Annotated in this window: 20 protein-coding genes; 16 read left to right on the top strand and 4 right to left on the bottom strand. The window is 68.5% G+C overall.

Annotated features, from left to right (window positions below):
- Positions 1-18 precede the first annotated feature (18 nt).
- Positions 19-1,524, top strand: coding sequence for an amino acid permease (locus QZM72_RS23595; protein ID WP_089469522.1), 1,506 nt, complete (start codon positions 19-21; stop codon positions 1,522-1,524).
- A gap of 83 nt (positions 1,525-1,607) precedes the next feature.
- Here the strand turns inward: QZM72_RS23595 and QZM72_RS23590 are convergent, their stop codons facing one another.
- Positions 1,608-2,291 carry an alpha/beta hydrolase gene (locus QZM72_RS23590; protein WP_089469523.1) on the bottom strand — a complete coding sequence of 228 codons (684 nt, stop codon included), beginning with the start codon at positions 2,289-2,291 and terminating at the stop codon, positions 1,608-1,610.
- Positions 2,292-2,876: 585 nt separating this feature from the next.
- On the opposite strand from QZM72_RS23590, the gene QZM72_RS23585 reads away from it, so the two are divergent.
- The 8 genes from QZM72_RS23585 to QZM72_RS23550 all read left to right on the top strand — a co-directional run bounded on the left by QZM72_RS23585 (position 2,877) and on the right by QZM72_RS23550 (position 10,160).
- Positions 2,877-5,264: an MCP four helix bundle domain-containing protein gene (locus QZM72_RS23585; RefSeq protein ID WP_089469525.1), complete on the top strand. Its 2,388-nt coding sequence runs from the start codon at positions 2,877-2,879 to the stop codon at positions 5,262-5,264.
- A gap of 22 nt (positions 5,265-5,286) precedes the next feature.
- On the top strand, positions 5,287-6,015 hold the full coding sequence (locus QZM72_RS23580) for a methyl-accepting chemotaxis protein (protein ID WP_089470547.1): 729 nt from the start codon (positions 5,287-5,289) through the stop codon (positions 6,013-6,015).
- The gene (locus QZM72_RS23575) at positions 6,012-6,593 is read left to right on the top strand and encodes a hypothetical protein (RefSeq protein ID WP_089469526.1); all 582 of its coding nucleotides are present in this window, start codon (positions 6,012-6,014) and stop codon (positions 6,591-6,593) included. Before QZM72_RS23580 ends, QZM72_RS23575 begins: the two co-directional genes overlap by 4 nt.
- Positions 6,594-6,615: 22 nt before the next feature.
- Entirely contained in the window at positions 6,616-7,575 is a 960-nt protein-coding gene (locus QZM72_RS23570; RefSeq protein ID WP_089469527.1) for a chemotaxis protein CheX, read from the top strand.
- Positions 7,576-7,611: 36 nt separating this feature from the next.
- Positions 7,612-7,977 carry a response regulator gene (locus QZM72_RS23565; protein WP_089470548.1) on the top strand — a complete coding sequence of 122 codons (366 nt, stop codon included), beginning with the start codon at positions 7,612-7,614 and terminating at the stop codon, positions 7,975-7,977.
- Between the two features lie 142 nt (positions 7,978-8,119).
- Positions 8,120-8,704, top strand: coding sequence for a hypothetical protein (locus QZM72_RS23560; RefSeq protein ID WP_144030142.1), 585 nt, complete (start codon positions 8,120-8,122; stop codon positions 8,702-8,704).
- A gap of 9 nt (positions 8,705-8,713) precedes the next feature.
- Positions 8,714-9,166: a DUF3592 domain-containing protein gene (locus tag QZM72_RS23555; protein ID WP_089469529.1), complete on the top strand. Its 453-nt coding sequence runs from the start codon at positions 8,714-8,716 to the stop codon at positions 9,164-9,166.
- A gap of 40 nt (positions 9,167-9,206) precedes the next feature.
- Positions 9,207-10,160: a hypothetical protein gene (locus QZM72_RS23550; RefSeq protein ID WP_089469530.1), complete on the top strand. Its 954-nt coding sequence runs from the start codon at positions 9,207-9,209 to the stop codon at positions 10,158-10,160.
- A gap of 23 nt (positions 10,161-10,183) precedes the next feature.
- Here the strand turns inward: QZM72_RS23550 and QZM72_RS23545 are convergent, their stop codons facing one another.
- On the bottom strand, positions 10,184-11,062 hold the full coding sequence (locus tag QZM72_RS23545) for a LysR family transcriptional regulator (protein WP_179233504.1): 879 nt from the start codon (positions 11,060-11,062) through the stop codon (positions 10,184-10,186).
- Positions 11,063-11,199: 137 nt separating this feature from the next.
- Here QZM72_RS23545 and QZM72_RS23540 point away from each other — a divergent pair, with 137 nt between their 5' ends.
- Positions 11,200-12,639: an MFS transporter gene (locus tag QZM72_RS23540; RefSeq protein WP_301739405.1), complete on the top strand. Its 1,440-nt coding sequence runs from the start codon at positions 11,200-11,202 to the stop codon at positions 12,637-12,639.
- 193 nt (positions 12,640-12,832) lie between these two features.
- Positions 12,833-13,627: an enoyl-CoA hydratase gene (locus QZM72_RS23535; RefSeq protein WP_089470549.1), complete on the top strand. Its 795-nt coding sequence runs from the start codon at positions 12,833-12,835 to the stop codon at positions 13,625-13,627.
- 300 nt (positions 13,628-13,927) lie between these two features.
- On the opposite strand, the gene alr is transcribed toward QZM72_RS23535, so the two are convergent.
- Entirely contained in the window at positions 13,928-15,049 is a 1,122-nt protein-coding gene (gene alr, locus QZM72_RS23530; RefSeq protein WP_089469532.1) for an alanine racemase, read from the bottom strand.
- A gap of 274 nt (positions 15,050-15,323) precedes the next feature.
- On the opposite strand from alr, the gene QZM72_RS23525 reads away from it, so the two are divergent.
- Positions 15,324-15,695, top strand: a complete 372-nt coding sequence (locus QZM72_RS23525; RefSeq protein ID WP_089469534.1) for an MAPEG family protein — start codon at positions 15,324-15,326, stop codon at positions 15,693-15,695.
- Positions 15,696-15,744: 49 nt separating this feature from the next.
- On the opposite strand, the gene QZM72_RS23520 is transcribed toward QZM72_RS23525, so the two are convergent.
- Entirely contained in the window at positions 15,745-16,692 is a 948-nt protein-coding gene (locus tag QZM72_RS23520; RefSeq protein WP_089469535.1) for a LysR family transcriptional regulator, read from the bottom strand.
- A gap of 118 nt (positions 16,693-16,810) precedes the next feature.
- Here QZM72_RS23520 and QZM72_RS23515 point away from each other — a divergent pair, with 118 nt between their 5' ends.
- The 4 genes from QZM72_RS23515 (at position 16,811) to glnQ (ending at position 23,069) form a co-directional block, all read left to right on the top strand.
- Positions 16,811-20,350, top strand: a complete 3,540-nt coding sequence (locus tag QZM72_RS23515) for an ABC transporter ATP-binding protein (RefSeq protein WP_301739377.1) — start codon at positions 16,811-16,813, stop codon at positions 20,348-20,350.
- A gap of 518 nt (positions 20,351-20,868) precedes the next feature.
- Positions 20,869-21,621, top strand: coding sequence for a glutamine ABC transporter substrate-binding protein GlnH (gene glnH, locus QZM72_RS23510; RefSeq protein WP_301739376.1), 753 nt, complete (start codon positions 20,869-20,871; stop codon positions 21,619-21,621).
- A gap of 15 nt (positions 21,622-21,636) precedes the next feature.
- Positions 21,637-22,344 carry a glutamine ABC transporter permease GlnP gene (glnP, locus tag QZM72_RS23505; protein ID WP_179233505.1) on the top strand — a complete coding sequence of 236 codons (708 nt, stop codon included), beginning with the start codon at positions 21,637-21,639 and terminating at the stop codon, positions 22,342-22,344.
- Positions 22,341-23,069 (top strand): glutamine ABC transporter ATP-binding protein GlnQ, encoded by a 729-nt coding sequence (glnQ, locus tag QZM72_RS23500; RefSeq protein WP_011547980.1) that lies wholly within the window; start codon positions 22,341-22,343, stop codon positions 23,067-23,069. Before glnP ends, glnQ begins: the two co-directional genes overlap by 4 nt.
- Positions 23,070-23,085 lie beyond the last annotated feature (16 nt).

Raw genomic sequence — 23,085 nt, 5'->3', positions numbered from 1 at the left:
AAACAACGGAGACTCACGATGAAACACCCCAGCGAGCGCCCGGCCGGTCCGGCCGGCGGCGCGGATGCCGCGCATGCCGATCCCGATGCGATGTTCGCGTCGCACGAAGCCGGCTATGCGAAGCAGTTGAAGCCGCGGCACGTGCAGATGATCGCGATGGGCGGTGCGATCGGCACCGGCCTCTTTCTCGGCGCGGGCGGCCGCCTGCAAAGCGCGGGGCCCGCGCTCGCGCTCGTGTATCTCGTGTGCGGCGTGTTCGCGTTCCTGATCATGCGCGCGCTCGGCGAGCTCGTGATGCACCGGCCGACCAGCGGCAGCTTCGTGTCGTACGCACGGGAGTTCATGGGCGAACGCGCGTCGTTCGTCGCGGGCTGGATGTACTACCTGAACTGGGCGACGACCGGCATCGTCGACATCACCGCGGTCGCGATCTACATGAAGTACTGGGCCGTGTTCACCGACGTGCCGCAATGGGTGTTCGCGCTGGGCGCGCTCGGGATCGTGTCGGTGATGAACATGATCGGCGTGAAGGTGTTCGGCGAGATGGAGTTCTGGTTCTCGCTCGTCAAGGTCGGCACGCTCGCGGTGTTTCTCGCGGTCGGCGCCGTGTTTCTCGCGAGCGGCCATCCGGTGGCGGGGCAGATGACGGGGCTGCATCTCGTCGCGGATCACGGCGGGATCTTCCCGCACGGGATTCTGCCGGCCGTGCTGATCGTGCAGGGCGTCGTGTTCGCGTATGCGAGCATCGAACTCGTCGGCGTCGCGGCGGGCGAGACGGCCGACGCGCGCAAGGTGCTGCCGAAGGCGATCAACAGCGTGATGTGGCGTATCGCGCTGTTCTACGTCGGTTCGGTCGTGCTGTTGACGCTGCTGCTGCCGTGGACCGCGTACAGCTCGCACGAAAGCCCGTTCGTCACGTTCTTCAGCAAGCTCGGCGTGCCGTACGTCGGCACGGTGATGAACGTCGTGGTGCTGACGGCCGCGCTGTCGAGCCTGAATTCCGGGCTCTATTCGACGGGCCGCGTGCTGCGCTCGCTCGCGATGGGCGGCTCGGCGCCGCGTTTCGTGTCGCGGATGAACGCGCGCGGCGTGCCGTACGGCGGGATCCTGATCACGGTCGCGATCAACGCGATCGGCGTGCCGCTGAACTACATCGTGCCGGCGCAGGCGTTCGAGATCGTGCTGAACATGGCGTCGCTCGGGATCATCACGACGTGGGGCTTCATCGTGATGTGCCAGATCCTGTTCCGTCGCGCGGTCGATCGCGGCGAGATGAAGGCCGTGTCGTTCCGGATGCCCGGCGCACCGTTCACGTCGTGGCTCACGCTCGCCTTCCTCGTCGGCGTGCTGGTGCTGATGGCGTTCGACTACCCGGGCGGCACGTGGACCGTCGCGATGATTCCGGTCGTCGTGCTCGCGCTGGTGATCGGCTGGAAGCTGGCGAAACGCGGCGCCGAGCGCGAGCGGGCGGCGGCGATGCCGGCATCCATGCGTGCCGTCGCGGATCCCGCGCGGAACGCGTGACGAACGCTTGACGTCATGCGCCCGGGGCGCCGGTCCGTTCGCGGGCCGGCGCTCCGGTGCGTTCGATTCCGTTCAATGCAACTTCAGTTCAACCCGGCGCGCTCGCCGACCCATCGGCCGAAATCGCCGGCCATCTCCGCGGTCAGTTCGTGGCCGGCCGCATACAGCCGCGTGTCGTGCGCAACGCCGAGCGCCGCGAGTGTCGCATCGGCCTTGCTCGCCCAAGCGACGGGCAGCTTGTCGTCGAAGCGGCCATGCACGATCAGCGCATGAAGCGGGCGAAGCGCGTCGCGCGGCGCGACCAGCGGATCGATTTCCGGCAGGATGCGCCCGCACAGCACGGCGAACGCGCCGACGTCGCCCGGCGACGTGAGGCCGACGCTCGCACTCATGATGCCGCCCTGGCTGAAGCCGGCGATCACGGTCGGCAATGCGGGCGCCGAGCCATCCCGCGCGCGGAGCGCATGTAGCAGCGTGATTAGCTGCACGCGGCTCTCGTCCGCGCGCGCCGCATCGATTTCAGGGCCGTTCGGGCCGAACCGCACCGGAAACCACGCATGCTGATTGGGCCCGAACGTGAGCGGGCCGCGCAGGAATGCAATTTCGATGCGCGGATCGATCGTGTCGGCCACGGTCAGCAGGTTGGTCTCGTTACCGCCGACGCCATGCAGCAGCAACAGGCGGGCGGCCGGGCGGCCGGTGGCCGGACGTAGCAGATATTGAAGGCCGGATTCGGGTTCGGTGGTCAGCGGCAGGACGTCGGTCATCGCATGGGTCCGGAAGGGGGAACGATGCGACAGTCTAGAGCGGGCGGATCGGGAGGGGAATCGCCGGGGCGGGATTGATTGTTTCCTGTCGGGAATGAATCGGGGCTTCGATCGTTTCGAGCGCCGGTCGCGGCATCAAGCGGCCCAGGCAGGGACCGACGGCCCGGCAGTCCCGAGCGAAGGCTGAACGGTCGATCATGCTGGTTCGACATCAGCGAACCAGCCGGGCAATATTGCAAGATTATAAAAAATACCAAAACAAACCCGCTCGTCGATAATGCGCGGCCGTTTTTCCGGCATTCAATAAAACGAATGCTGCGGAGCATGAATAAAACAATGAATTTCCACTATTCCGGCGATTCGTCTAGGGCCTCGGCCGCCTGGAGCAGGGTGGCGGGAAGTTAACGGCCAATCCGCGAAAAACTTTAGACTTTTCCGCGTGCAATTATTCATTTCAATTTCCTCAATGAACGATTGATTTTCGGTCATCGGACAGTCATACACCATCCCCGATAATTCGGCGCTCACATTCTTTCAATAGACCAAAGGGCGATCGAAACCCGATCGCCGCGGGGAGCCGTGTTCATGACCATCCGTCATCGCATTACGCTGCTAGTCGTCCTGACGTTCTTCGCGCTGTCCGCGATCGGCGTCTACGCCGTGTACCAGACGCGCAAGAGCGCGTCCGAGGTGCGTCAGGTCACCCAGGGAATCGTGCCGAGCGCGCTCGCGTCGGCGGATCTCGTCGCCGACGTGAAGAACATCCAGATCGCGACGATGACGCTCGTCTACGCGCCCGACGCGAACACCGCCGCGCAGGCGCGCGACGAGCTGAAGGCGAAGCAGGCCGCGCTGCGCGCCGCGCTCGACGCGCAGGCGAAATCGGCGGTCGGCCGCGCGCAGGAAGGCCTCGTCGCGCAGGCGAAAGACAGCGCTGCGAACTATTTCGCGGCGATCGCCGACACCGTGAAGATGAAGACGGACGGCAAGGCCGAGATGGCGCAGGCCTACCTGTTCGCGAACGTCGCGCAGTATCGCGACGAACTCGAAAGCATCGTCGACACGCTGCGCGTCGAGAAGAACCGCCAGAAGGACGACGCGATCGGCGCGCTGAACGGGATGCTGGCGACCACGGCCACCGCGATCGCGGGCGTCGCCGGCACGGTGATCGTGCTGCTGACCGCGCTCGGCTTCGTGCTGTATCGCCAGATCACGCGCCCGCTGATCGGGATGCAGACGGCGATGAGCGAGATCGCGACGAGCCAGGATTTCACGCGCCGCGTGCCGGTGGGACGGATGGACGAAATCGGCCATTCGATCGTGGCGTTCAACGGGATGATCGAGAAGATCCAGGAGAACGCCGCGCAACTGAAGCAGAAGACGGCCGACATCCAGGCGATGCTGCAGAACATGCAGCAGGGCATCCTGACCGTCGTCGAAGGCGGCGTCGTGCATGCGGAATATTCGGCGTACCTCGAAACCATCTTCGAGACGAACGACATCGCCGGCCGCGACCTGATGGCGCTCGTGTTCGACGATTCGTCGATCGGCGCCGACGCGCGCTCGCAGGTCGATGCGGCCGTGCATGCGTGCCTCGGCGAGGACAGCATGAACTTCGGCTTCAACGAACACCTGCTCGTCAACGAAGTCGCGAAGCGGATGCCGGATGGCCGCGAGAAGTGGCTGGACCTGAGCTGGTCGGCGATCACCGACGAGACCGACACGGTGGTGCGCCTGATGCTGTGCGTGCGCGACGTGACCGAGATCCGCGAGCTGACCGCGCAGGCCGGCGAACAGCAGCGGCGCCTCGAGATGATCGGCGAGATTCTGTCGATCAGCCAGGACAAGTTCCACGACTTCGTGCACAGCGCGAAGGGCTTCCTCAGCGAGAACGAGCGGATGATCCGCCAGCACGAGCGCGCCGATCACTCGATCGTCGCGGCGCTGTTCCGCAACATGCACACGATCAAGGGCAATGCGCGCACGTACAGCCTTCAGCATCTGACGAACATCGTCCACGAAGCGGAGCAGGCGTACGAATCGCTGCGCCGCGCGGACAGCGGCCCCGAGTGGAACCGCGATGCGCTGATGGATGACCTGGCGCGTGTACGCGAAGCCGTCGACCACTACGCGACGATCAATGCGGTCACGCTCGGCCGCAGCGGCGAGCCGGCGCAGAATGGCGCCGATTTCCTGATGGTCGAGCGCGCGCACATCAGCGAGAGCCTGCGCGTGCTCGATGGCGCCGATCCCGCGAACGCGTCCGACTGGCACGTGGCGCGCGATGCGGTGCGCCGCATGCTGAGCCAGCTCGGCACGCAAGGGATCGGCGACGCGCTCGGCGGCGTGATCGAGTCGCTGCCGTCGCTCGCGGCCGAGCTCGGCAAGCCGGCGCCCGTCGTGCACATCGACAGCCACGGCCAGCGCGTGCGCAGCGAGATCGTCGCGACGCTGAGGAACGTGTTCATGCACCTGCTGCGCAATGCGATCGACCACGGGATCGAATCGTCCGACGCGCGGCGCGCGGCCGGCAAGCCGGCGTCCGGCACGATCGACATCGCGGTCGGCGTGGGCGGCGGCGAACTGTGGTTCGTGCTCGGCGACGACGGCCGCGGCCTCGCGCTCGACCGGATTCGCGGCATCGCGCGCGAGCGCGGCTGGATCGATGCCGCGAGCGAGGCGGCGCTGTCCGACGAGGACGTCGCCGAGCTGATCTTCCGGCCGGGCTTCTCGACCGCGCAGGCGGTGACCGAAGTATCGGGGCGCGGCGTCGGCATGGACGCGGTGCGCAATTTCCTGAAGCGCGACGGCGGCGATATCGCGCTGCGCTTCACCGACGACCGCGTCGGTGCGCCGTATCGCGCGTTCGAGACGATCGTGTCGCTGCCGGCGCGCTTCGCGGCAGACGGTGCCGCGCACGGCGCGGGGCACGCGCCGCGCGCGCGCAGCGCGGCTATCGGCGCGGCGGAGTGACGGCGTGATCGTGCAGGCGTGGATGATCCAGATGGCCGCCGCGCTCGCGGGCGGCGTGGTCGTCGCGGTGGCGGCGGCGATCGTGTTTCGCGTGATGCGCCGACGGCTCGTCGCGTCGATGGCGCGCGACGCGCACGCGTTGCGCGATGCGCTCCGCGCGGCCGATGCGCGGGCGGAAGAGGCGGCGTCGGCGCATGCGCGGGCGGCCGACGCATGGGCGCAACGCGAGGCGCAGCTCGAGGAGGCATTGACGAACGAGGCATCCGCGAACGGCGCGCAGCGCGACGCGGTGCAGGCGCTGTCGGCCGACCGCGCGGCGCTCGCGCAGCAGGCGATGAAGATCGCCGACGAAGCTGTGCGCCTGCGCGGGCTCGCCGGCACGTTCGAGCGCTGGCACGAGCAGATGATCTCGCTGACCACGCAGAACCAGGACATGCGCGCGAAGAACCAGGAACTGTCGGCGATCGTCGCGCACGTGTCGATCGTGTCGCTGAACGCGTCGATCGAGGCCGCGCGTGCAGGCACGGCCGGGCGCGGCTTCTCGATCGTCGCGAGCGAAGTGCGCGGGCTGGCTGCGCGCTCGCAGGAACTGTCGAACAGCTATCGCGACAGCCTGAACCGCAACGATCTCGTGACGGCCGCGACGTTCCAGGACATCCAGGCCGGCGGCAAGATGATCACGGCCGCGCTCGCGACCGTCGAGACGCTGGCCGGGCAACTGCATGCACGGATCGAAGGAGAGGCCGCGTGATCGGCGCGCAGGCGAGGGCCGGTTTCGAGCGGATCTTTTTCGATGCCGCGCGCACGCGGCTCGCCGCCGGCGGCGCGTGCGACATCCAGCCGGCCGCCGATCACGAACACGACGCGCCGGACCGTGTGCACGCGCAGTCGCGATCGAAGCCGAAGGTGGCCGAGCATGGGGTCGCGCTGACGATCTCCGCGCTGCACTTCCGCCTGCTGCTCGCGCTGCGCTTCAGCGACGACGATGCGACGCGCCGCCATTTCGCCGGCGCGACGGCGGGCACGAACAGCCAGCGGCCGCTGACCGACGCGTTCATGGAAGTCGCAAACCTGTGTTGCGGCGCGATCAACCAGGCGCTGACCGCGCCGTTTCCCGATCTCGGGATGTCGACGCCTTACCTGCTGAGCGGCGCGAGCATCGACTTCATGCACGCGCTCTCGCCCGATTACGTGGCCGCGTACGACCTGACGCTCGACGGCGGCGTGCGGATCGGCGCGACGCTGTGCGTGTGCGCGAACGCGCCGGTCGACTTCCACGTGGCGGAGACGGCCACGCTGGACACCGGCGGCGAGCTCGAACTGTTCTGACCGACCATCAGGAATCCATCAGATGACCGAAGACCGACCCGTCAGCAAGGTGCTCGTACTCGACGACAGCCGCGTGCACGCCGACGCGATCAAGCGTTTCTGCGACGCGCACCACCTGGTCGGCCTGACCGTGCGGCGCAGCCGGCTGCTGAAGGTGCTGCGCTCGAACATCGATCTCGGCGCGATCCTGCTCGCCGAGGATTACGGCGGCTCGCCGGCCGAGAGCGCGATCGTCGCGACGCAGATCGACGCGCTGCGGCCCGAGCTGCCGATCATCCTGCGGCGCGAATCGCTCGCGTCGCGCGACGGGCTGCCCGATGCGCTCGCCCGTGTCGCGTGCGCGGCCTACGTCGCCGACGACATGACGCCGCTCGAGCGCGCGATCGACGAATACCTGTTCGGCCGCGACTACCCGAACGCGCTCGTGCGCGGCATCTCGGAGATCACCGAGGCGCGCCTCGACAGCCTGTTCCCGGGCATGACGATCGAGCACGACACGCCGTGCATCGTCCGCGACCAGATCATCTTCGGCGAGGTGTTCAGCCTGATCGCGCTCGAAAGCGCATGGTGCCGCGGCTACATGCTGTTGCAGACGAGCGAGCAGCCGCTGCTCGACATGCTCGGCGGCACGCGTGACGACGGCCGCGCACCGGATTTCCGCGACGTGAACAGCGTGCTGGGCGAGCTGACCAACCTCGTGTGGGGCGCGTTCAAGAACCGCTATCTCGGCGATGCGGAGGCGCTGGCGCGCCATCCGGTGCAGGTGCCGCTCGTCGTCAATCACAAGCAGAAGTTCATCTCGTTTGGCGGCGACTGTCCGCAGCTCTGCTTCAAGTACCGGATGACCGACCCGGCCTCGGGGCGCTCGGTCCGTCTCGACCAGCGTTTCGTGTTCAGCCTGAGCTGGTCGCCGGAGGATTTCCGCGAATCGGTGCAGGACGTCGGGCCGATGGTCGAAGCGGGCGAACTCGAACTGTTTTGAATGTTGAAGTCGGCAACGACGAAAGGGGAATACGACATGGCAAAGGTTCTGGTGGTGGACGATTCGGGCACGGTGCGCGACGAAGTCGCGGGCTTCCTGCGCAATCACGGGCTCGACGTCGCGACGGCAGTCGACGGCAAGGACGGGCTCGCGAAGCTCAAGGCGACGCCCGGCGTGCGCCTCGTGATCAGCGACGTGAACATGCCGAACATGGACGGCCTGACGATGGTCGAGAAGATTCGCGGCGAACTGGCGAACACGGCCGTCAACGTCGTGATGCTGACGACCGAAAGCAGCCCGGCGATGAAGGAGCGCGGCAAGGCCGCCGGCGTGAAGGGCTGGATCGTGAAGCCGTTCAAGGGCGACGCGGTGCTCGACGCGCTGAAGAAGCTCGCGGGCTGACGCACCAGCGGGACGTCGAGGGGTTGCGTGCGCGATTTACAGCGCGCCGGGATGTCCGTATCCTGCCGGATGCCGAGGGCGGCGTGCCTTGCCATGCGCGGCACGCCCGGCAGTGACAACATCGGGAACGGAACACCCTCCAATGAAAACCGGAATGGGTCGGGCCGCGCTCCTGCGCGGCGCGTGCGTATCGCTGGTCGCCGCGCTGGCGGGCGGATGCGCGAACACAGCGCAACAGAACGCACAAGCGGCGGCCGCGGACAGCGGCTCGTCGTACACGTGCCATCCCGCGCAGGCCGACGGGCAGGCGTCGGCCGGGCGGGGCGCAAACGGCTGCTATTTCGTGCTGCACGATCCGGCCACCCGGCAGGCGCTGCCGAATACGCGCTATGCGTTCGCGCTTTACACCAGCGCGGCCCAGGACAGCCGGGAACTCGAAGTCGAAGGCACGACCGACGCGCAGGGACGCACGATCTACATGCGTTCCGCCGCGCCGATCGATGCGGCGCGCATGGTGCTCGTGCGCATGATCGGCGATGGCCCGACGGGGCGCATGCCGGTGCGGGTCCGCCCGACGGACGGCAAGCGCATCCCGTTCGCGCGGTACAAGGTGGTGGGCTGTAACGGGCCGTACGAAGGCGTGACCGACGAAACGGGGCGCGGCGTGATGTATCGCTGCAAGACACAGTCCCGGATCGACGTGTCGTTCTACCCGTCGCGTCCGTAGCGCGAACCGATGATGACCGGATCCGGCCGCGCTGCGGCCCAACCCATCGAGATGCTGATCGCGAAGGGCATCGTTTTTTCCATCTTGGGCGCGTGCATGCTGATCGGCGCCGCGCTGTACGCGCAGTCGACGCGGGAATTCATGCGGACGTCGGCCGTCGTGCCGGGGCGTGTCGTCAAGCTGAACGCGGGCCCGCATCATCCGGAGATCGCGTTCACGACGCTCGCGGGTGAGCACGTCGAATATGCGCAGGGCGGCGACGTCAGTGTCGAGGACGGCGCGACGGTCGAGGTGCGCTATGCGCCGGACGCGCCGAGGATGACCGCGCGGATGAACACGTTCGGCGCGATCTGGGGCGATGCGCTGGCAATCGGCGGGATGGGCGCGGTCTTTTTCGTCGCGGGCGTCGGACAGTTGTGGTCGGGCGTGCGCAGGTGGCGCGGCGGGCGCAAGCGAATGTGACCGCCCGTTGTGCACCGAACTCTTCACAGGACATTCCAACATGACAATTCGCTTGATGCCGTGGCTCGTCGTGATCGGCGCGGCATTCGCGGGCTTCCCCGCGTACGCGGCGGGTACCGCGCATTCGCTTGACCAGGTGTCCGGCAAGTTCGATTCGCCCGAAGCACGCGCCGCGTATGCGCGCGACATGGGCGGCGCGCCGGAAGCGGATGGCTTCGGCGTGCACCTGCCGCCCGGCTTCACGCGAGAGGGGCTGGTGGCGCAACTTGCCCCGGGCCAGCCGCTTGCGCGAGTCGTGCTGGCCGGCGCGAAACCGTGGCCGCAACGCCCCGGTGCGTTCGTCGCGATCGTGTGCGTGGCACCGACCGACGATATTGCGCGCGACGTGCTGCGATTCCGTGCGCCTACCGATTGCGAAGATTTCGCGCGCGGCGCCGACGCCGACGACCGGAAAGAGCGGGTCTGGCTGGGCGTATTCGAGCGCGGCCCGGACGGCGTGCCGCGCCTGGTCGCGCGTACCGAACAGCCGCTCGACCAGGCGACCGACTGGAGCAACACGAATCTCGACGCTCCCGACTATCTCGAGGAGACGAAGCAGTCGGGGGACCGCGCGTTACGGCCCGAGCGGTGGTCGCGGTTCGATCTCGCGCCGTATGTGCTGCGGGCGGGCGATGCCGCGTTCGGGGTGCGAGCCGGCTGGTCGATCGGCTATGCCGGCGGCGGCGCATCGTTCGAGGCGTTGTACCTGTTCCGGATCGAAGGCAAGACGCTGCGCGTGGTGTTCGCGCAGCCGATGATGTTCTACCGGGATATCGCCGGGGATTGGCATCGCAACGGCACGCGAGATCACGACATCACGGAAGGCAGCAATACGCTCAGTGTGCTGTCGTCCTCGACGGACGGCTTCCACGACTTGCAGTTGCGAGAGCGCGGCGGCAAATGGCGCCAGACGTTTCGCTGGTCTGCTGCCGATGGCGAGTATCGGCCGCGCTGACGCACCGGCCCGTTAGCGGGCCACTACCGGCCCGCCGCCGCCGTCGCGAATTCGTCGACGACGGCCTCGATCACCGCCTGCACGCGCGCGGTCTTGTAGAGGTCGGCATGGGCGACGAGCCACACGTCGAAATGATTGCACCGCTGCGGCATGAGCCGCACCAGTTCCGGCTCGGTGTCCGCGCGGAAGCACGGCAACTCCGAAATCCCGAGCCCCGCCAGCGTCGCCTCCACCAGCATCATCGTCGACGAGGTCTGGAACATCACGCGGCCGCGCGATGTCGGCTCGCCGCACAGCGCGTCCCACATCGTCGGCACCACCGGCTGCTGATACATCACCAGATCGTGCCCGTCGAACGCGCTGCCCGCGACCGGTTCGCCCCGTTCGGCCAGGTAGCCGCGCGATGCGTAGATGCCCGTTTCGAGATGCCCGAGCCGCCGGGTGATCAGGTCCGGCGATTCCGGCCGCAACGTGCGGATCGCGAGATCCGCCTCGCGGCGCGTGAGGTTGGTGATTTGCGCCGACGTCACGCACACGACGTCGATGCCGGCATGCCGGCGCCGCACGCGGGCGATCGCGGGAACGACGAAGCGCTTGCCGAGCGTGTCGGTCGTCGCGATCCGCACCGATCCCGCCAGTTGCTCGTCGAGCCCCATTACCCGGCGTTCGATCGTGAGCGACGCGCGCTCCATCGTTTCGGCCGGCTCGAGCAGCGCTTCGCCCGCGGTCGTCAGTACATAGAGGGACGGTGTGCGCAGAAACAGCCGGGCCGCCAGTTCGTCCTCGAGCGCGGCGATCCGGCGTCCGACCGTTGCCTGATCGACGTTCAGTTGCGCCGCGGCGCCGCGCAGCGTGCCGGTGCGCGCCAGTGCAAGGAAGAAGCGGGCGTTGTCCCAGTTCATGCGGATCGATTGTGGCATCGGACAGGCGGCGACGGACAGGAAACGGTGATGCAGATTTGCATCGGGGAAATGCGAAATTATCACTTTTGCGCATCGCGCGCCCGGTCCTAGACTTCCGGCATCTGCAGGGAGGTGTCATGTCCGAGTGCCATTCCGTTTCCGTCCCGGTTTCTTCCGTCGCGCCGACGGCGCCGAGCCGCGCGACGGCGCGCGAGCAGCGCCTGACGCTCGCGTTCGTCGCGGTCGGCATGTTCATGGCGGTGCTCGATTCGACGATCGTCAACGTCGCGCTGCCGGCGATGCGCACCAGCCTCGGCGCGACGGTCGCGGAGCTCGCGTGGATCGTCGACGCCTATACGCTCAGCTTCGCCGCGCTGATCCTCGCGGGCGGCGCGCTGTCCGACCGGTTCGGCGCGAAGCGCGTGTACCTTGCCGGGCTGGCGCTGTTCGTCGGCGCATCGGCGGCGTGCGGCGGCGCGTCGTCGGTGGCGATCCTCGTGGCCGCGCGGTTCGCGCAGGGCATGGGCGCCGCGCTCTTTTTGCCCGCGTCGCTCGCGATCGTGCGCAGCACCTTCGACGTGCCGGCCGAGCGGGCGCGGGCGATCGCGGTGTGGGCCGGCATCGCGTCGGTCGCGGTCGCGGTGGGGCCGGTGCTGGGCGGCATCCTGGTCGACGATTTCGGCTGGCGCAGCGCGTTCCTGATCAACGTGCCGACCGGCGCGGTCGCGTTTGCCGGCGCGGCGGCGTGCGTTCGCGCGTCGGTCGCGCGGGACGTGCGCCATTTCGACTGGGCCGGCCAGGGCGTCGGTGCGGCGGCGCTCGGCGCGCTGTGTTTCGCGGTGATCGAATTGCCGACACGCGGCGCGGGCGCCGCGGAGGTCCGCGCCGCGTTGCTGATCGCCGCGCTCGCCGCCGGAGTGCTGGTCGTCGTCGAGCGGCGTGCGCGCCATCCGATGGTGCCGCTCGCATGGTTTCGCAATCGCGTCTTCGTCGCGATGAACCTGATGGGCAGCCTCGTCTATGTCGGCTACTTCGGATTGCTGTTCGTGCTGAGCCTGTACCTGCACGGGCGCTTCGGCATGAGCGCGCGGCAGATCGGGCTGACGCTGCTGCCGTTCGCGTTGAGTCTGTCGCTCGGCAATCTGCTGTCGGGAAAACTGCATGGCCGCGTTCGTCCGGTCACGCTGATGGCTAACGGTCTCGCGATGGCGGCGCTCGCCATTCCGGCGATCGCGATTGCGCTCGCGCTGCATGGGCCGTGGCCGGTGGTCTGGGGGGCGATGGCCGCGTTCGGCACCGGCACCGCGTTGTCGGTCGCACCGATGATCGCGACGGTGCTCGAACAGGTGCCTGCCGACGCGGCGGGCGTGGCATCCGGGTTCCTCAACGCGGCGCGACAGGCCGGCAGCCTGCTCGGCGTGGCCGTCGCAGGCGCCGCGACGATCCTGTTGCCGGACCTGACCGGTGCGCTGTGGGCGGTCGCGGCGCTCGGCTGTGTCGCCTATGCGATCGCCGCGCTGGCCGCGAGGACGGCAGGCCGCGCGCAAGCCGCGCAAGCCGCGCGACGACGCCGTTGACGCCGTTGACGCGAGACGGGCACGGTCGTTGCGCCGTGGCCGGCAGGCCGTCGCGCACGCGCGTGCGGCACCGCGGCTGGACGCCGTGCGGAATGTGGAGGACCATTTCGTGACGCTGCCGCGGGCGGCCGGATACGCGTTTCGTCCGCCCGCGCCGCATCGAATCCTGTCGAACCCCGTCGAGCGGAACACCATGGAACCCATTCACGAGACAGCCGAGCCGATCCTGCTGCGCGATGCGCACGACGGCGTCGTCAAGCTGCGCCTGAATCGCCCGCAGCAGTTCAACGCGTTGTCCGAAGCGATGCTCTCGGCGCTGCACGATGCATTCGATACGCTGGCTGCCGATCCGCACGTGCGCTGCGTCGTGCTGGCCGCCGAAGGCAAGGCGTTCTGCGCCGGCCACGACTTGCGCCAGATGCGCGCCAAGCCTGAACTCGACTACTACCGCACGCTGTTCGCGCAGTGCAGCCGCGTGATGCTCGCGATGCGCGCGTTGCCGGTGCCGGTGATCGCGCGCGTGCACGGCATCGCGACGGCGGCCGGCTGCCAGCTCGTCGCGGCATGCGACCTCGCGATCGCGGCCGATACCGCGCGCTTCGCGGTGTCGGGCATCAACGTCGGGCTGTTCTGCTCGACGCCGGCCGTCGCGTTGAGCCGCAACGTCGCGGCCAAGCGCGCGTTCGACATGCTGGTGACCGGCCGTTTCGTCGATGCGGCGACGGCCGCCGCGTGGGGGCTCGTCAACGAAGCCGTGCCCGAGGACGCGCTCGATGCGGCCGTCGCGCGCAAGGTCGCCGAGATCGTCGCGAAGAGCCCGGCCGCGGTGCGGGTCGGCAAGCAGATGTTCTACCGTCAGCGCGAATTGCCGCTCGACGAAGCGTATGCGTACGCGGGCGACGTGATGGCGCGCAACATGATGGAAGAGGATGCGGTCGAAGGGATCGACGCGTTCCTCGAGAAGCGCAAGCCGACGTGGCGTTCGTGATGCGGTGACGGGAGCGGGCAGGGCGCGCGTTGTCATCCCACCGTGGGTGCAACGCGCAACGACGTAGCGCGTCGTGGCCGGCGCGAGAGGGCGGTTCGCCGCAAAGCAGACGGGCCGCCAAGGCGGCCCGCAAGCAAGTGGAACGGCATGCGCGGCGACGCGGTCACGCACTGCCGCACTGCCGCACTGCCGCACTGCCGTACTGCCGTACTGCCGTACTGCCGTACTGCCGCACCGCCGTACTGCCGCACCGCCGTACCGCCGTACCGCCGCACCGCCGCACCGCCGCGGCGGCGCCGGTCAGCGGCCGTAGCTCCCCGTCCGCAGCGCCGGCTGCACGGTCGACGCGCCGGGCGGCACGATCACCACCGGCACGCGGCGCGCGAGCGCGCACATCAGCTCGTAGCCGATCGTGCCGCTGGCTTCGGCGACATCGTCCACTTTCACCTGGTCGCCCCACAGCTCGACGCTCGCGCCGATGCCCGCGTTCGGGCACGGCGTCAGGTCGACGGTCAGCATGTCCATCGACACGCGGCCGACGACGCGCGTCATCACGCCGTCCACCGCGATCGGCGTGCCGGTCGGCGCGTGGCGCGGATAGCCGTCCGCGTAGCCGCACGCGACGACGCCGATCCGCATCGGCCGGTCGGCCGTGAAGCGGCGGCCGTAGCCGACCGTTTCCCCGGGCGCGAGCGTCTGCACGCCGATGATCTTGCTGGTCAGCGTCATCGCGGCCGCCAGCGGCGTGTCGGCGATATCCCGCGCCGCGCCGGTCGGCGACGCGCCGTACAGGATCGTGCCGGGCCGCACCCAGTCGCGGTGCGCGCGCGGATGCCACAGCACGGCCGCCGAGTTCGATATCGAGCGCTCGCCCGGAATCCCGGCCGTGGTCGCGTCGAACTGTCCGAGCTGCCAGTCGACTTCGCCTTCGTCGGCGTTCGCGAAATGCATCATCAGCGTGATCTTGCCGATCGGCGACGCGCTCGCCGCGCGCTCCCACGCGGCGCGGAACGCGGCCGGCCGGTAGCCGAGCCGGTTCATGCCGGAATTCATCTTCAGCTGGATGTCGATCGGCTGCTGCGGCTTCGCGGCGATCAGCAGGTCGAGCTGTTCGTCGCAGTGCACGGCGACCGTCAGCCGATGGCGATCGGCCAGCTCGACGTCGGCCGGCTCGAAGATCCCTTCGAGCAGCAGCACGGGCTTGTCCCAGCCGAGTTCGCGTACGCGCACGGCTTCGTCGAGATCGAGCAGCGCGATGCCGTCGGCGGCCGCGAGGCCCGCGTAGATCCGTTCGATGCCGTGGCCGTACGCATTGGCCTTGATCACGGCCCACACGCGCGATTGCGCGGCGGTGCGGCGGATGAAGTCGAGGTTGTGGCGAACGGCGTCGGGGCGGATGTGGGCGACGATGGGACGGGGCATGGCAAGGGCTCGGGTCGGATGTCGTTCGGCGCGCGGCGGCGCGGGGGAAACCGGCTGGCCGGGCGCGGCGGCGCGTCAAGCCAGTGTCGAGCGCTATGTTATGGGTGTTCGACCAGTTTTAATTAACGTATTTATCGGTGATTTGGTGGAAATTGTGGCGTCGTCGCGGGCCGAGCCTCCCGTCTAGAAAACCGGTGCGCGGACAGCACGATGCAGTGCTAAGCTCTCGGCGATCTTGTCATTGATCAATGTAATCATAACGGAGGAGACTTTGATGACGACGTCCCAGCTGTGCCTGTTCATCGTGGCGCTGTTGCCGTTCCCGATGACGTTTCTCGCCAAGGCCCGCAAGGGTTACGACAACCGTATGCCGCGCGACTATCTGGCGAAGCTTGAAGGCTGGCGCGCACGCGCGCAGGCCGCGCATCAGAATGCGTGGGAAGCGCTCGTGCTGTTCGCGGTCGCGCTGGTGGTGGCGTGGCACAACGGCGCGAACGTGCATCGCGTCGACCAGCTCGCGATCGCGTTCGTCGCGATCCGCGTCGTCTATGCGCTGATGTATCTGTTGAACTGGGCGTCGCTGCGTTCGCTCGTGTGGTTCGGCGGCATGGCGTGCGTCGTCGGGTTGTTCTTCGCGACGCCGTAAGCGGCCGTTCATGCGCAAAACGTGCAGCCGGCGTTGCATGCTCGCGCCGTCAGGCGCCGCCCGCGCCCCGTGCGTGACTGTCGTTGGATGCGGGCGCAACCTTTTTCGCGACGAACGGCGGCGCGCCCGCTTCGCTGCGCAGGAACGCGATCAACGGATCGAGCAGCCGGTGCCGCGTCGACGGATGGCGGCGCAGCACGAAGCGCCATGACGCCTCGCGCGCGAGGCCCGGCACCAGCGGCACCAGGCGCCCGCTGCGCAGTTCGGGTTCGATCAGCGGCACGCGGCCGAGCGCGATGCCCGCGCCGCCGACGGCCGCGCCGATCACCTGGCTGAAGCTGCTGTAGCGGACGATCTTCGTGTCGAAGTCGTCCGGCAAGCCGAAATGCACGGCCCAGTTGCGCCAGTCGATCTCGGGGCTGTCCTCGTGCATTTCCTGCAGCAGCCGCGAGCGGCATACGTGCTCCGATGCGTACGGAAACAGTTCGGGGCTGCACACCGGAAACACGGTTTCCCGCATCAGCACGTCGTCGTCGGCCCGCAGCCGGTGCGCGGGCACGTGCACGATCGCCAGGTCGACACTGCTGCGCGCGAAATCCGGCTCGTCGTCGAGCACGACCGCATGCAGCGGGGTGTCGGGATGCAGCGACGAGAATTCCGCCAGCCGGCGCGCGAGCCACATCGACGAAAACGGCGCGTTGGCGGACACGGTGAGCCGTTGCGCGGTGCCGCGAATGTCGGCGCACGCGTCGGTGAGACGCGACAGCGCATCGCCGACGGCCGGCAGCAGACGCGCGCCGGCCGGCGTGAGGCTGATGCCGCCGAGCCCCGTGCTGCGTTCGAGCAGCCGGGCGCCGAGCGATTCCTCGAGCGAACGAATCTGGTGGCTCACCGCGCTGGTCGACACGTTCAGCTCGGCCGCCGCGCGCGCGAACCCGCCGAGGCGGACGGCCGCCTCGAAAGCACGCAGTGCGCTGAGGGGAGGGAGGTGCGACATGCGGGGTATTGTAGTTGACTCAACACCCGTTGAAAAATCATCTTTTGCCGCGCGGGGGCGGCGCGGGTAGCCTCGATCCGGTCCAGAAAAACGCAACGAAACACGACCGGAGGGCTGCATGTATTTCGACCGACGACTATGGGCCATGATGGCGGGACTGCGCTGGCGGGTGGCGGCGGCCGTCGCGCTCGGGCTGCTCGCGATGGGGGTCGGCATCCTGCGCTTCGTGTTTCTCGGCCGCGTGCTGGCGCTGGTGTTTTCCGGCGCGCCGGCGCGCGGCATCGGCGAGGCCGTCGCCGCAACGGCGGCTTGCGTGCTGCTGCGTGCATGGCTCGACCATCGCCGCACGGTGCTCGCGCAGCATACGGCGGGCCGCGTGCAGGCGACGCTGCGCGCGCGGCTGTTCGACCGGATCGCCGCGCTCGGCCCCGCATGGTTCAGCGGCGAACGCACGGGCGGCGTGATGCTGGCCGTCGTCGACGGCGTCGAGCAGTTGCAGACCTTCTTCGGCGTCTATCTGCCGCAGCTCGTGATCGCCGCGTGCGCGCCGCTGATGATCTTCGCGGTGCTCGCGTGGTGGGACGTGCCGACGGCCGCGATCCTGCTCGTCGCGGCGCTCGTCACGCTCGCGCTGCCGCAGCTCGTGCATCGCGCCGACAAGCGCGCGGCGCTCGCGCGCTCGGCCGCGTTCAAGGCGTTCGGCGAGGAGTTTCTCGACGCGGTGCAGGGCCTGCCGACGCTGAAGGCGTTCGGGCAGAGCAGCGCGTTCGGCGCGAAGCTGGCCGCGAAGGCGCGCGCGCTGTCGGACAGCACGTTCTGGGTGCTCGCGCTCGGGCTGCTGACGCGGCTCTTCACGGATCTCGGCACCGGCCTCGGCGCGGCCGCGGCGATCGCGGTGGGCGCGTGGCGCGTGCAGCACGGCGACATGAGCCTCGAAGCGCTGCTGATCGTGCTGATGGCCGGCAGCGAGATCTTCCGGCCGCTGCGCGACCTGCGCGCGGTGCTGCATCAGGGGATGATCGGCCAGTCGGCGGCGAATGCGATCCATGCGCTGCTCGATGCGGGCGGCCATGCGCGTGCCGTCGACACGCCGCGCGTGGCGGGCCTGCGGCCCGAGATCGCATTCGACGACGTCAGCTTCGCGTATCCGGGGCGCCGTGCGGACGCCCATGCGGCGCTGCGTTTCTCGGTGCGCGAGGGCGAGACGGTCGCGATCGTCGGGCCGAGCGGGGCCGGCAAGTCGACCATCGTGCGCCTGCTGCTGCGCCAGCACGACGCGCAGGGCGGGATGGTCCGGATCGGCGGCCACGACGTGCGCACGCTCGATGCCGACCAGGTGCGCGACATGATCGCAGTCGTCGCGCAGGATGCGACGCTGTTCGACGGCAGCGTCGCCGACAACCTGCGGCTCGGCCGCCCTGACGCGGGCGACGCGGACATGATCGCGGCCGCGCGCGCGGCCAACGCGCACGACTTCATCTCGGCGCTGCCCGACGGCTACGCGACGCGCATCGGCGAACGCGGGCTGATGCTGTCGGGTGGCCAGCGCCAGCGCATCGCGATTGCCCGCGCGCTGCTGCGCGACGCGCCGATCCTGCTGCTCGACGAGGCGCTGTCGTCGGTCGATGCGGAGAACGAAGCGCTGATCCAGCAGGCGCTCGACCGGCTCACGCGCGGACGGACGACGCTCGTGCTCGCGCACCGGCTGTCCAGCGTGATCGGCGCCGATCGCATCCTGGTGCTCGACCAGGGGCAGGTCGTCGACGAAGGGACGCATGCGGCGCTGATCGCGCGCGACGGCCCGTACCGCCGGCTGATGGGCCCGCAGCTGGAAGCGGTCGCCGAATCCGTCGGCGCGACGGCGGCGGCCGGCGCGACCGCGCGCGCGTCGTCGGGCCCACAGGTGCGGCCGCTGAACGACGACGCGGCGACGATCGGCTGGCGGGAAACGTTGCAGACGCTGCTGCGCTTCGTGCGGCCGTGGCAGGGCAAGGTTGCGCTGACCGTGCTGTTCGGGATCGGCCGCGTGCTCGCGTTCATCGGCGTCGGCGTGATCGGCGCAATGGTGGTCGGCGCGGTGCCGACCGGCCATGTCGGCACCGGGCTGGTGGCCGCGCTGCTCGTGATCGCGCCGGTCGCGGCCGTGCTGCACTGGCTCGAATCGTGGCTCGCGCACGACATGGCGTACCGGCTGCTCGCGGAAATGCGCATCGCGCTGTTCGCGACGCTCGAACGGCTCGCGCCGGCCGGGCTGCTGCGCCGCCGTTCCGGCGATCTCGTGGCGCTCGCGACGCAGGACGTCGAGACCGTCGAATATTTCTACGCGCATACGCTCGCGCCTGCGTTCGTCGCGGTGCTCGTGCCGGCCGGCGTGCTGATGCTGCTCGCGTCGGTCGCTTGGCCGCTCGCGCTGGTGCTGCTGCCGTTCCTGCTGTGGGCCGGGCTCGCGCCCGTGCTGGCCCGGCGCGACGTCGACCGGCTCGGCACCGGCGCGCGCGAGGCGCTCGGCCAGCTCGGCGCACACCTGACCGAAACGATCCAGGGGCTCGCGGAACTGACCGCGTTCCAGGCGATCGATCGCCGGCGCGCGGCGTTCGTCGCCGAAGTCGATGCGTATCGCCGGCAGCGCGCGAAGCTGCTCGACGATCTGTCGACGCAAAGCGCCGCGCTGGAAGTCGCGAGCGGGCTCGGCGGGCTGGCCGTCGCGGCGCTCGGCGCGTGGTTGTGCGCACGCGGCGGGTTCCCGCGCGAATCGTTGCCGCTGCTTGTGCTGATCGCGGTGGCGGCGTTCATGCCGGTGGCCGAGATCGGCCAGGTCGCGCGCCAGCTTGCCGACACGATCGCGTCGACGCGCCGCTTGCGCGCGCTGGAGAAGGAGCCCGTGACGGTGACGGACGGCGCGCACGCGATGCCGGGCGATTCGGCGGTGCGGTTCGACGCGGCGTCGTTCACGTATCCGGGGCGCAGCGTGCCCGCGATCGACCGCGTGAGCTTCGAGGTGCCGGCCGGCAGCACGGTCGCGCTGGTCGGCGCGTCGGGCGCCGGCAAGTCGACGATCGCGAGCCTGCTGCTGCGCTTCTGGGATCCGCAGCAGGGCCGCGTGACGCTCGGTGGCATCGACCTGCGCGACCTGCGGCTCGACGATCTGCGGCAGCACATCGCGCTCGTCGCGCAGGATACCTACCTGTTCAACGACACGCTCGAGGCGAACATCCGGCTCGCCGCGAACGACGCGTCCGACGCGGATGTTCAGCGCGCGATCGACCATGCGGCGCTCGGCGACTTCGTCGCGCGGCTGCCGGACGGGCTCGCGACGCGCGTCGGCGAGCGCGGCGTGCAGCTGTCGGGCGGCCAGCGCCAGCGTGTGGCGATCGCGCGCGCGTTCCTGAAGGATGCGCCGGTGCTGATCCTCGACGAGGCGACGTCGCACCTGGACACGATCAGCGAACATCAGATCCGCGCGGCGCTGGAGGATCTGATGACGCAGCGCACGTCGATCATCATCGCGCACCGCCTGTCGACCGTGCGCAATGCCGACCTGATCCTCGTGATCGAGCAGGGCGCGGTGATCGAGTCCGGCCGCCACGCGGAACTGATGGCGCGACAGGGTGCGTATGCGCGGCTCGTGTCGCATCAGGCGAGCGGGGTTGCGGCGTGAACGACGCGGGAGCGGTGCGCCGCGTTCGGCGATGCCGCGCGCATCCCGCAACCTGCGTTGAGCCGCGCCGGCGGTTGCCGGCCTGGCGGCACGGCCGTCCCGACAAGCAGCCTGGTTGAATCGCTGGCCGTCCGCGCAAACCGATGTGCGGGGGCGGCGATGGCACGGCCGTCATCCCGCCGCCCGCGTTGCACTGGATGGCCCTCGTGCCGGCGCGCACGCGCTGCTGCAACCCTCCCTTCAGCCCGCTGCCTGGAGCCTGCCTCCGCCGCCCGCCCCCCCGGACCGTGCATTTCAACCGCCGTCCGCCGCTTTCCTCCGATCTATCCGCGCCGCGCGGCTCGGGTTTGTCTCGACGCATTTATTTGTTGCGGACTTTTTTGTTGTCGTAGTATCGTCATTGACAACACTTGTTGCACTAAGGTCTAATTCAACATCGCATGTTGCGGTGCGGCTTGCTGTCGTCGTTCCGCCGGCCCGGTGGCCGGTTACATCGCTCAATCATGCGGAGAGAAACCATGAGTCGCCGTTCCTTCCTGAAAGCCGTCGCGGTCGTCGCCGCGCTCGGCGCCAGCCTCGCCCACGCGGACACCAAGACGCTCGTCGTCGGGACCGATACGTCGTTCATGCCGTTCGAGTTCAAGCAGGGCGACAAGTACGTCGGCTTCGATCTCGACCTGTGGGCCGAGATCGCGAAGGACCAGGGCTGGAAATACACGATCCAGCCGATGGATTTCGCGGGCCTGATCCCGGCGCTGCAGACGCAGAACATCGACGTCGCGCTGTCCGGGATGACGATCAAGGAAGAGCGCAAGAAGGCGATCGACTTCTCCGCGCCCTACTACGACAGCGGCCTCGCCGCGATGGTGCAAACCGGCAATACGTCGATCAAGTCGATCGACGACCTGAACGGCAAGGTGATCGCCGCGAAGACGGGCACCGCGACGATCGACTGGATCAAGGCGCACCTGAAGCCGAAGGAAGTCCGCCAGTTCCCGAACATCGACCAGGCGTACCTCGCGCTCGAAGCCGGCCGCGTCGACGCGGCGATGCACGACACGCCGAACGTGCTGTTCTTCGTGAACAACGAAGGCAAGGGCAAGGTGAAGGTCGCGGGCCAGCCGGTCAGCGGCGACAAGTACGGGATCGGCTTCCCGAAGGGCAGCCCGCTCGTGCCGAAGGTCAATGCGTCGCTCGTGAAGATCAAGGCCGACGGCCGCTACGCGCAGATCTACAAGAAGTGGTTCGGCGCCGAGCCGCCGAAGATGTGAGCGTGACCATGCGCCATGGCGCGGCCGAGCGGCCGCGCCGGTCTTGAATCGAACGGGGAGCGACAAGTGAATTTCGATTGGTCGGCGATCTGGGCGGCGTTGCCGGACCTGATGGACGGGGTCCGGTTGACGGTGTTCATCGCATTGGTGGGGCTGGTGGGCGGTTTCATCGTCGGGATGATCGCGGGGATGTTCCGCGCATACGGACCGAAGGTGATGAACGTGCTCGCCCAAATCTATATTGAGTTGATTCGCGGCACGCCGATCGTCGTGCAGGTGATGTTCCTGTATTTCGCGCTGCCGCTGCTCGCGCATATCCGCATCGACGGCCTGACGGCCGCGATCATCGCGATCACGGTGAATTCCGGCGCGTATCTCGCGGAAGTGGTGCGCGGCGCGCTGCTGTCGATCCCGAAGGGGCTGACGGAAGCGGGGCTCGCGATGGGGCTGTCGATGCCGCGCGTGCTGCTGAAGATCGTCGGGCCGCTGGCGTTCCGGCGGCTGATTCCGCCGCTCGGCAACCAATGCATCGTGAGCCTGAAGGATACGTCGCTGTTCATCGTGATCGGCGTGGGCGAGCTGACGCGCAAGGGGCAGGAAATCATCGCGGGCAATTTCCAGGCGGTCGAGATCTGGAGCGCGGTGGCCGTCATCTACCTGATACTGACCGGCGCGATGACGCTGACGCTTCGGATCGTCGAAAAGCGGATGAAAATCTTATGAGCATGATCGAATTCCAGAACGTGTCGAAGAGCTTCGGCCACGTGCCGGTGTTGAAGAACATCGATCTGAAGATCGACGCGGGCGAGGTGGTCGTCGTGGTCGGGCCGTCGGGCTCGGGCAAATCGACGATGCTGCGCTGTATCAACGCGCTCGAGAAAATCACCGGCGGCGAGCTGCTGGTCGACGGCCAGAGCGTGCGCGGCAACGCGACGACGATCCGCAACATCCGGCTCGAAGCCGGCATGGTGTTCCAGCAGTTCAATCTGTTCCCGCAAATGACCGCGCTCGAGAACGTGATGTTCGGGCCGATGCAGGTGCGCGGCGCGTCGCGCGCCGACGCGCGCGACCAGGCGATGGCGCTGCTCGACAAGGTTGGCCTCGAATCGCGCGCGAATCATTATCCGTCGGAGCTGTCGGGCGGCCAGCAGCAGCGTGTCGCGATCGCGCGTGCGCTTGCGATCCGGCCGCGGCTGATGCTGTTCGACGAGCCGACGTCGGCGCTCGATCCGGAATTGCGTCACGAAGTGCTGAAAGTGATGCAGGATCTCGCGACCGAAGGGATGACGATGATCGTCGTCACGCACGAGATCGGTTTCGCGAAGCGGGTCGGCACGCGGCTGCTGTTCATGGATCAGGGCGGCATTGCCGAGGACGGCCATCCGGTCGACCTGATCGACCGGCCGCCGACGCCGCGTCTGAAGGAATTCCTGAAACACGTGTCCTGAACGGAACCGAATCCAC

Source organism: Burkholderia sp. AU45388 (assembly GCF_030481585.1).
Lineage (GTDB): Bacteria > Pseudomonadota > Gammaproteobacteria > Burkholderiales > Burkholderiaceae > Burkholderia > Burkholderia sola.
The sequence above is the reverse complement of the archived record's forward strand: the minus strand, read 5'-3'. Positions and strand labels throughout refer to the sequence as shown.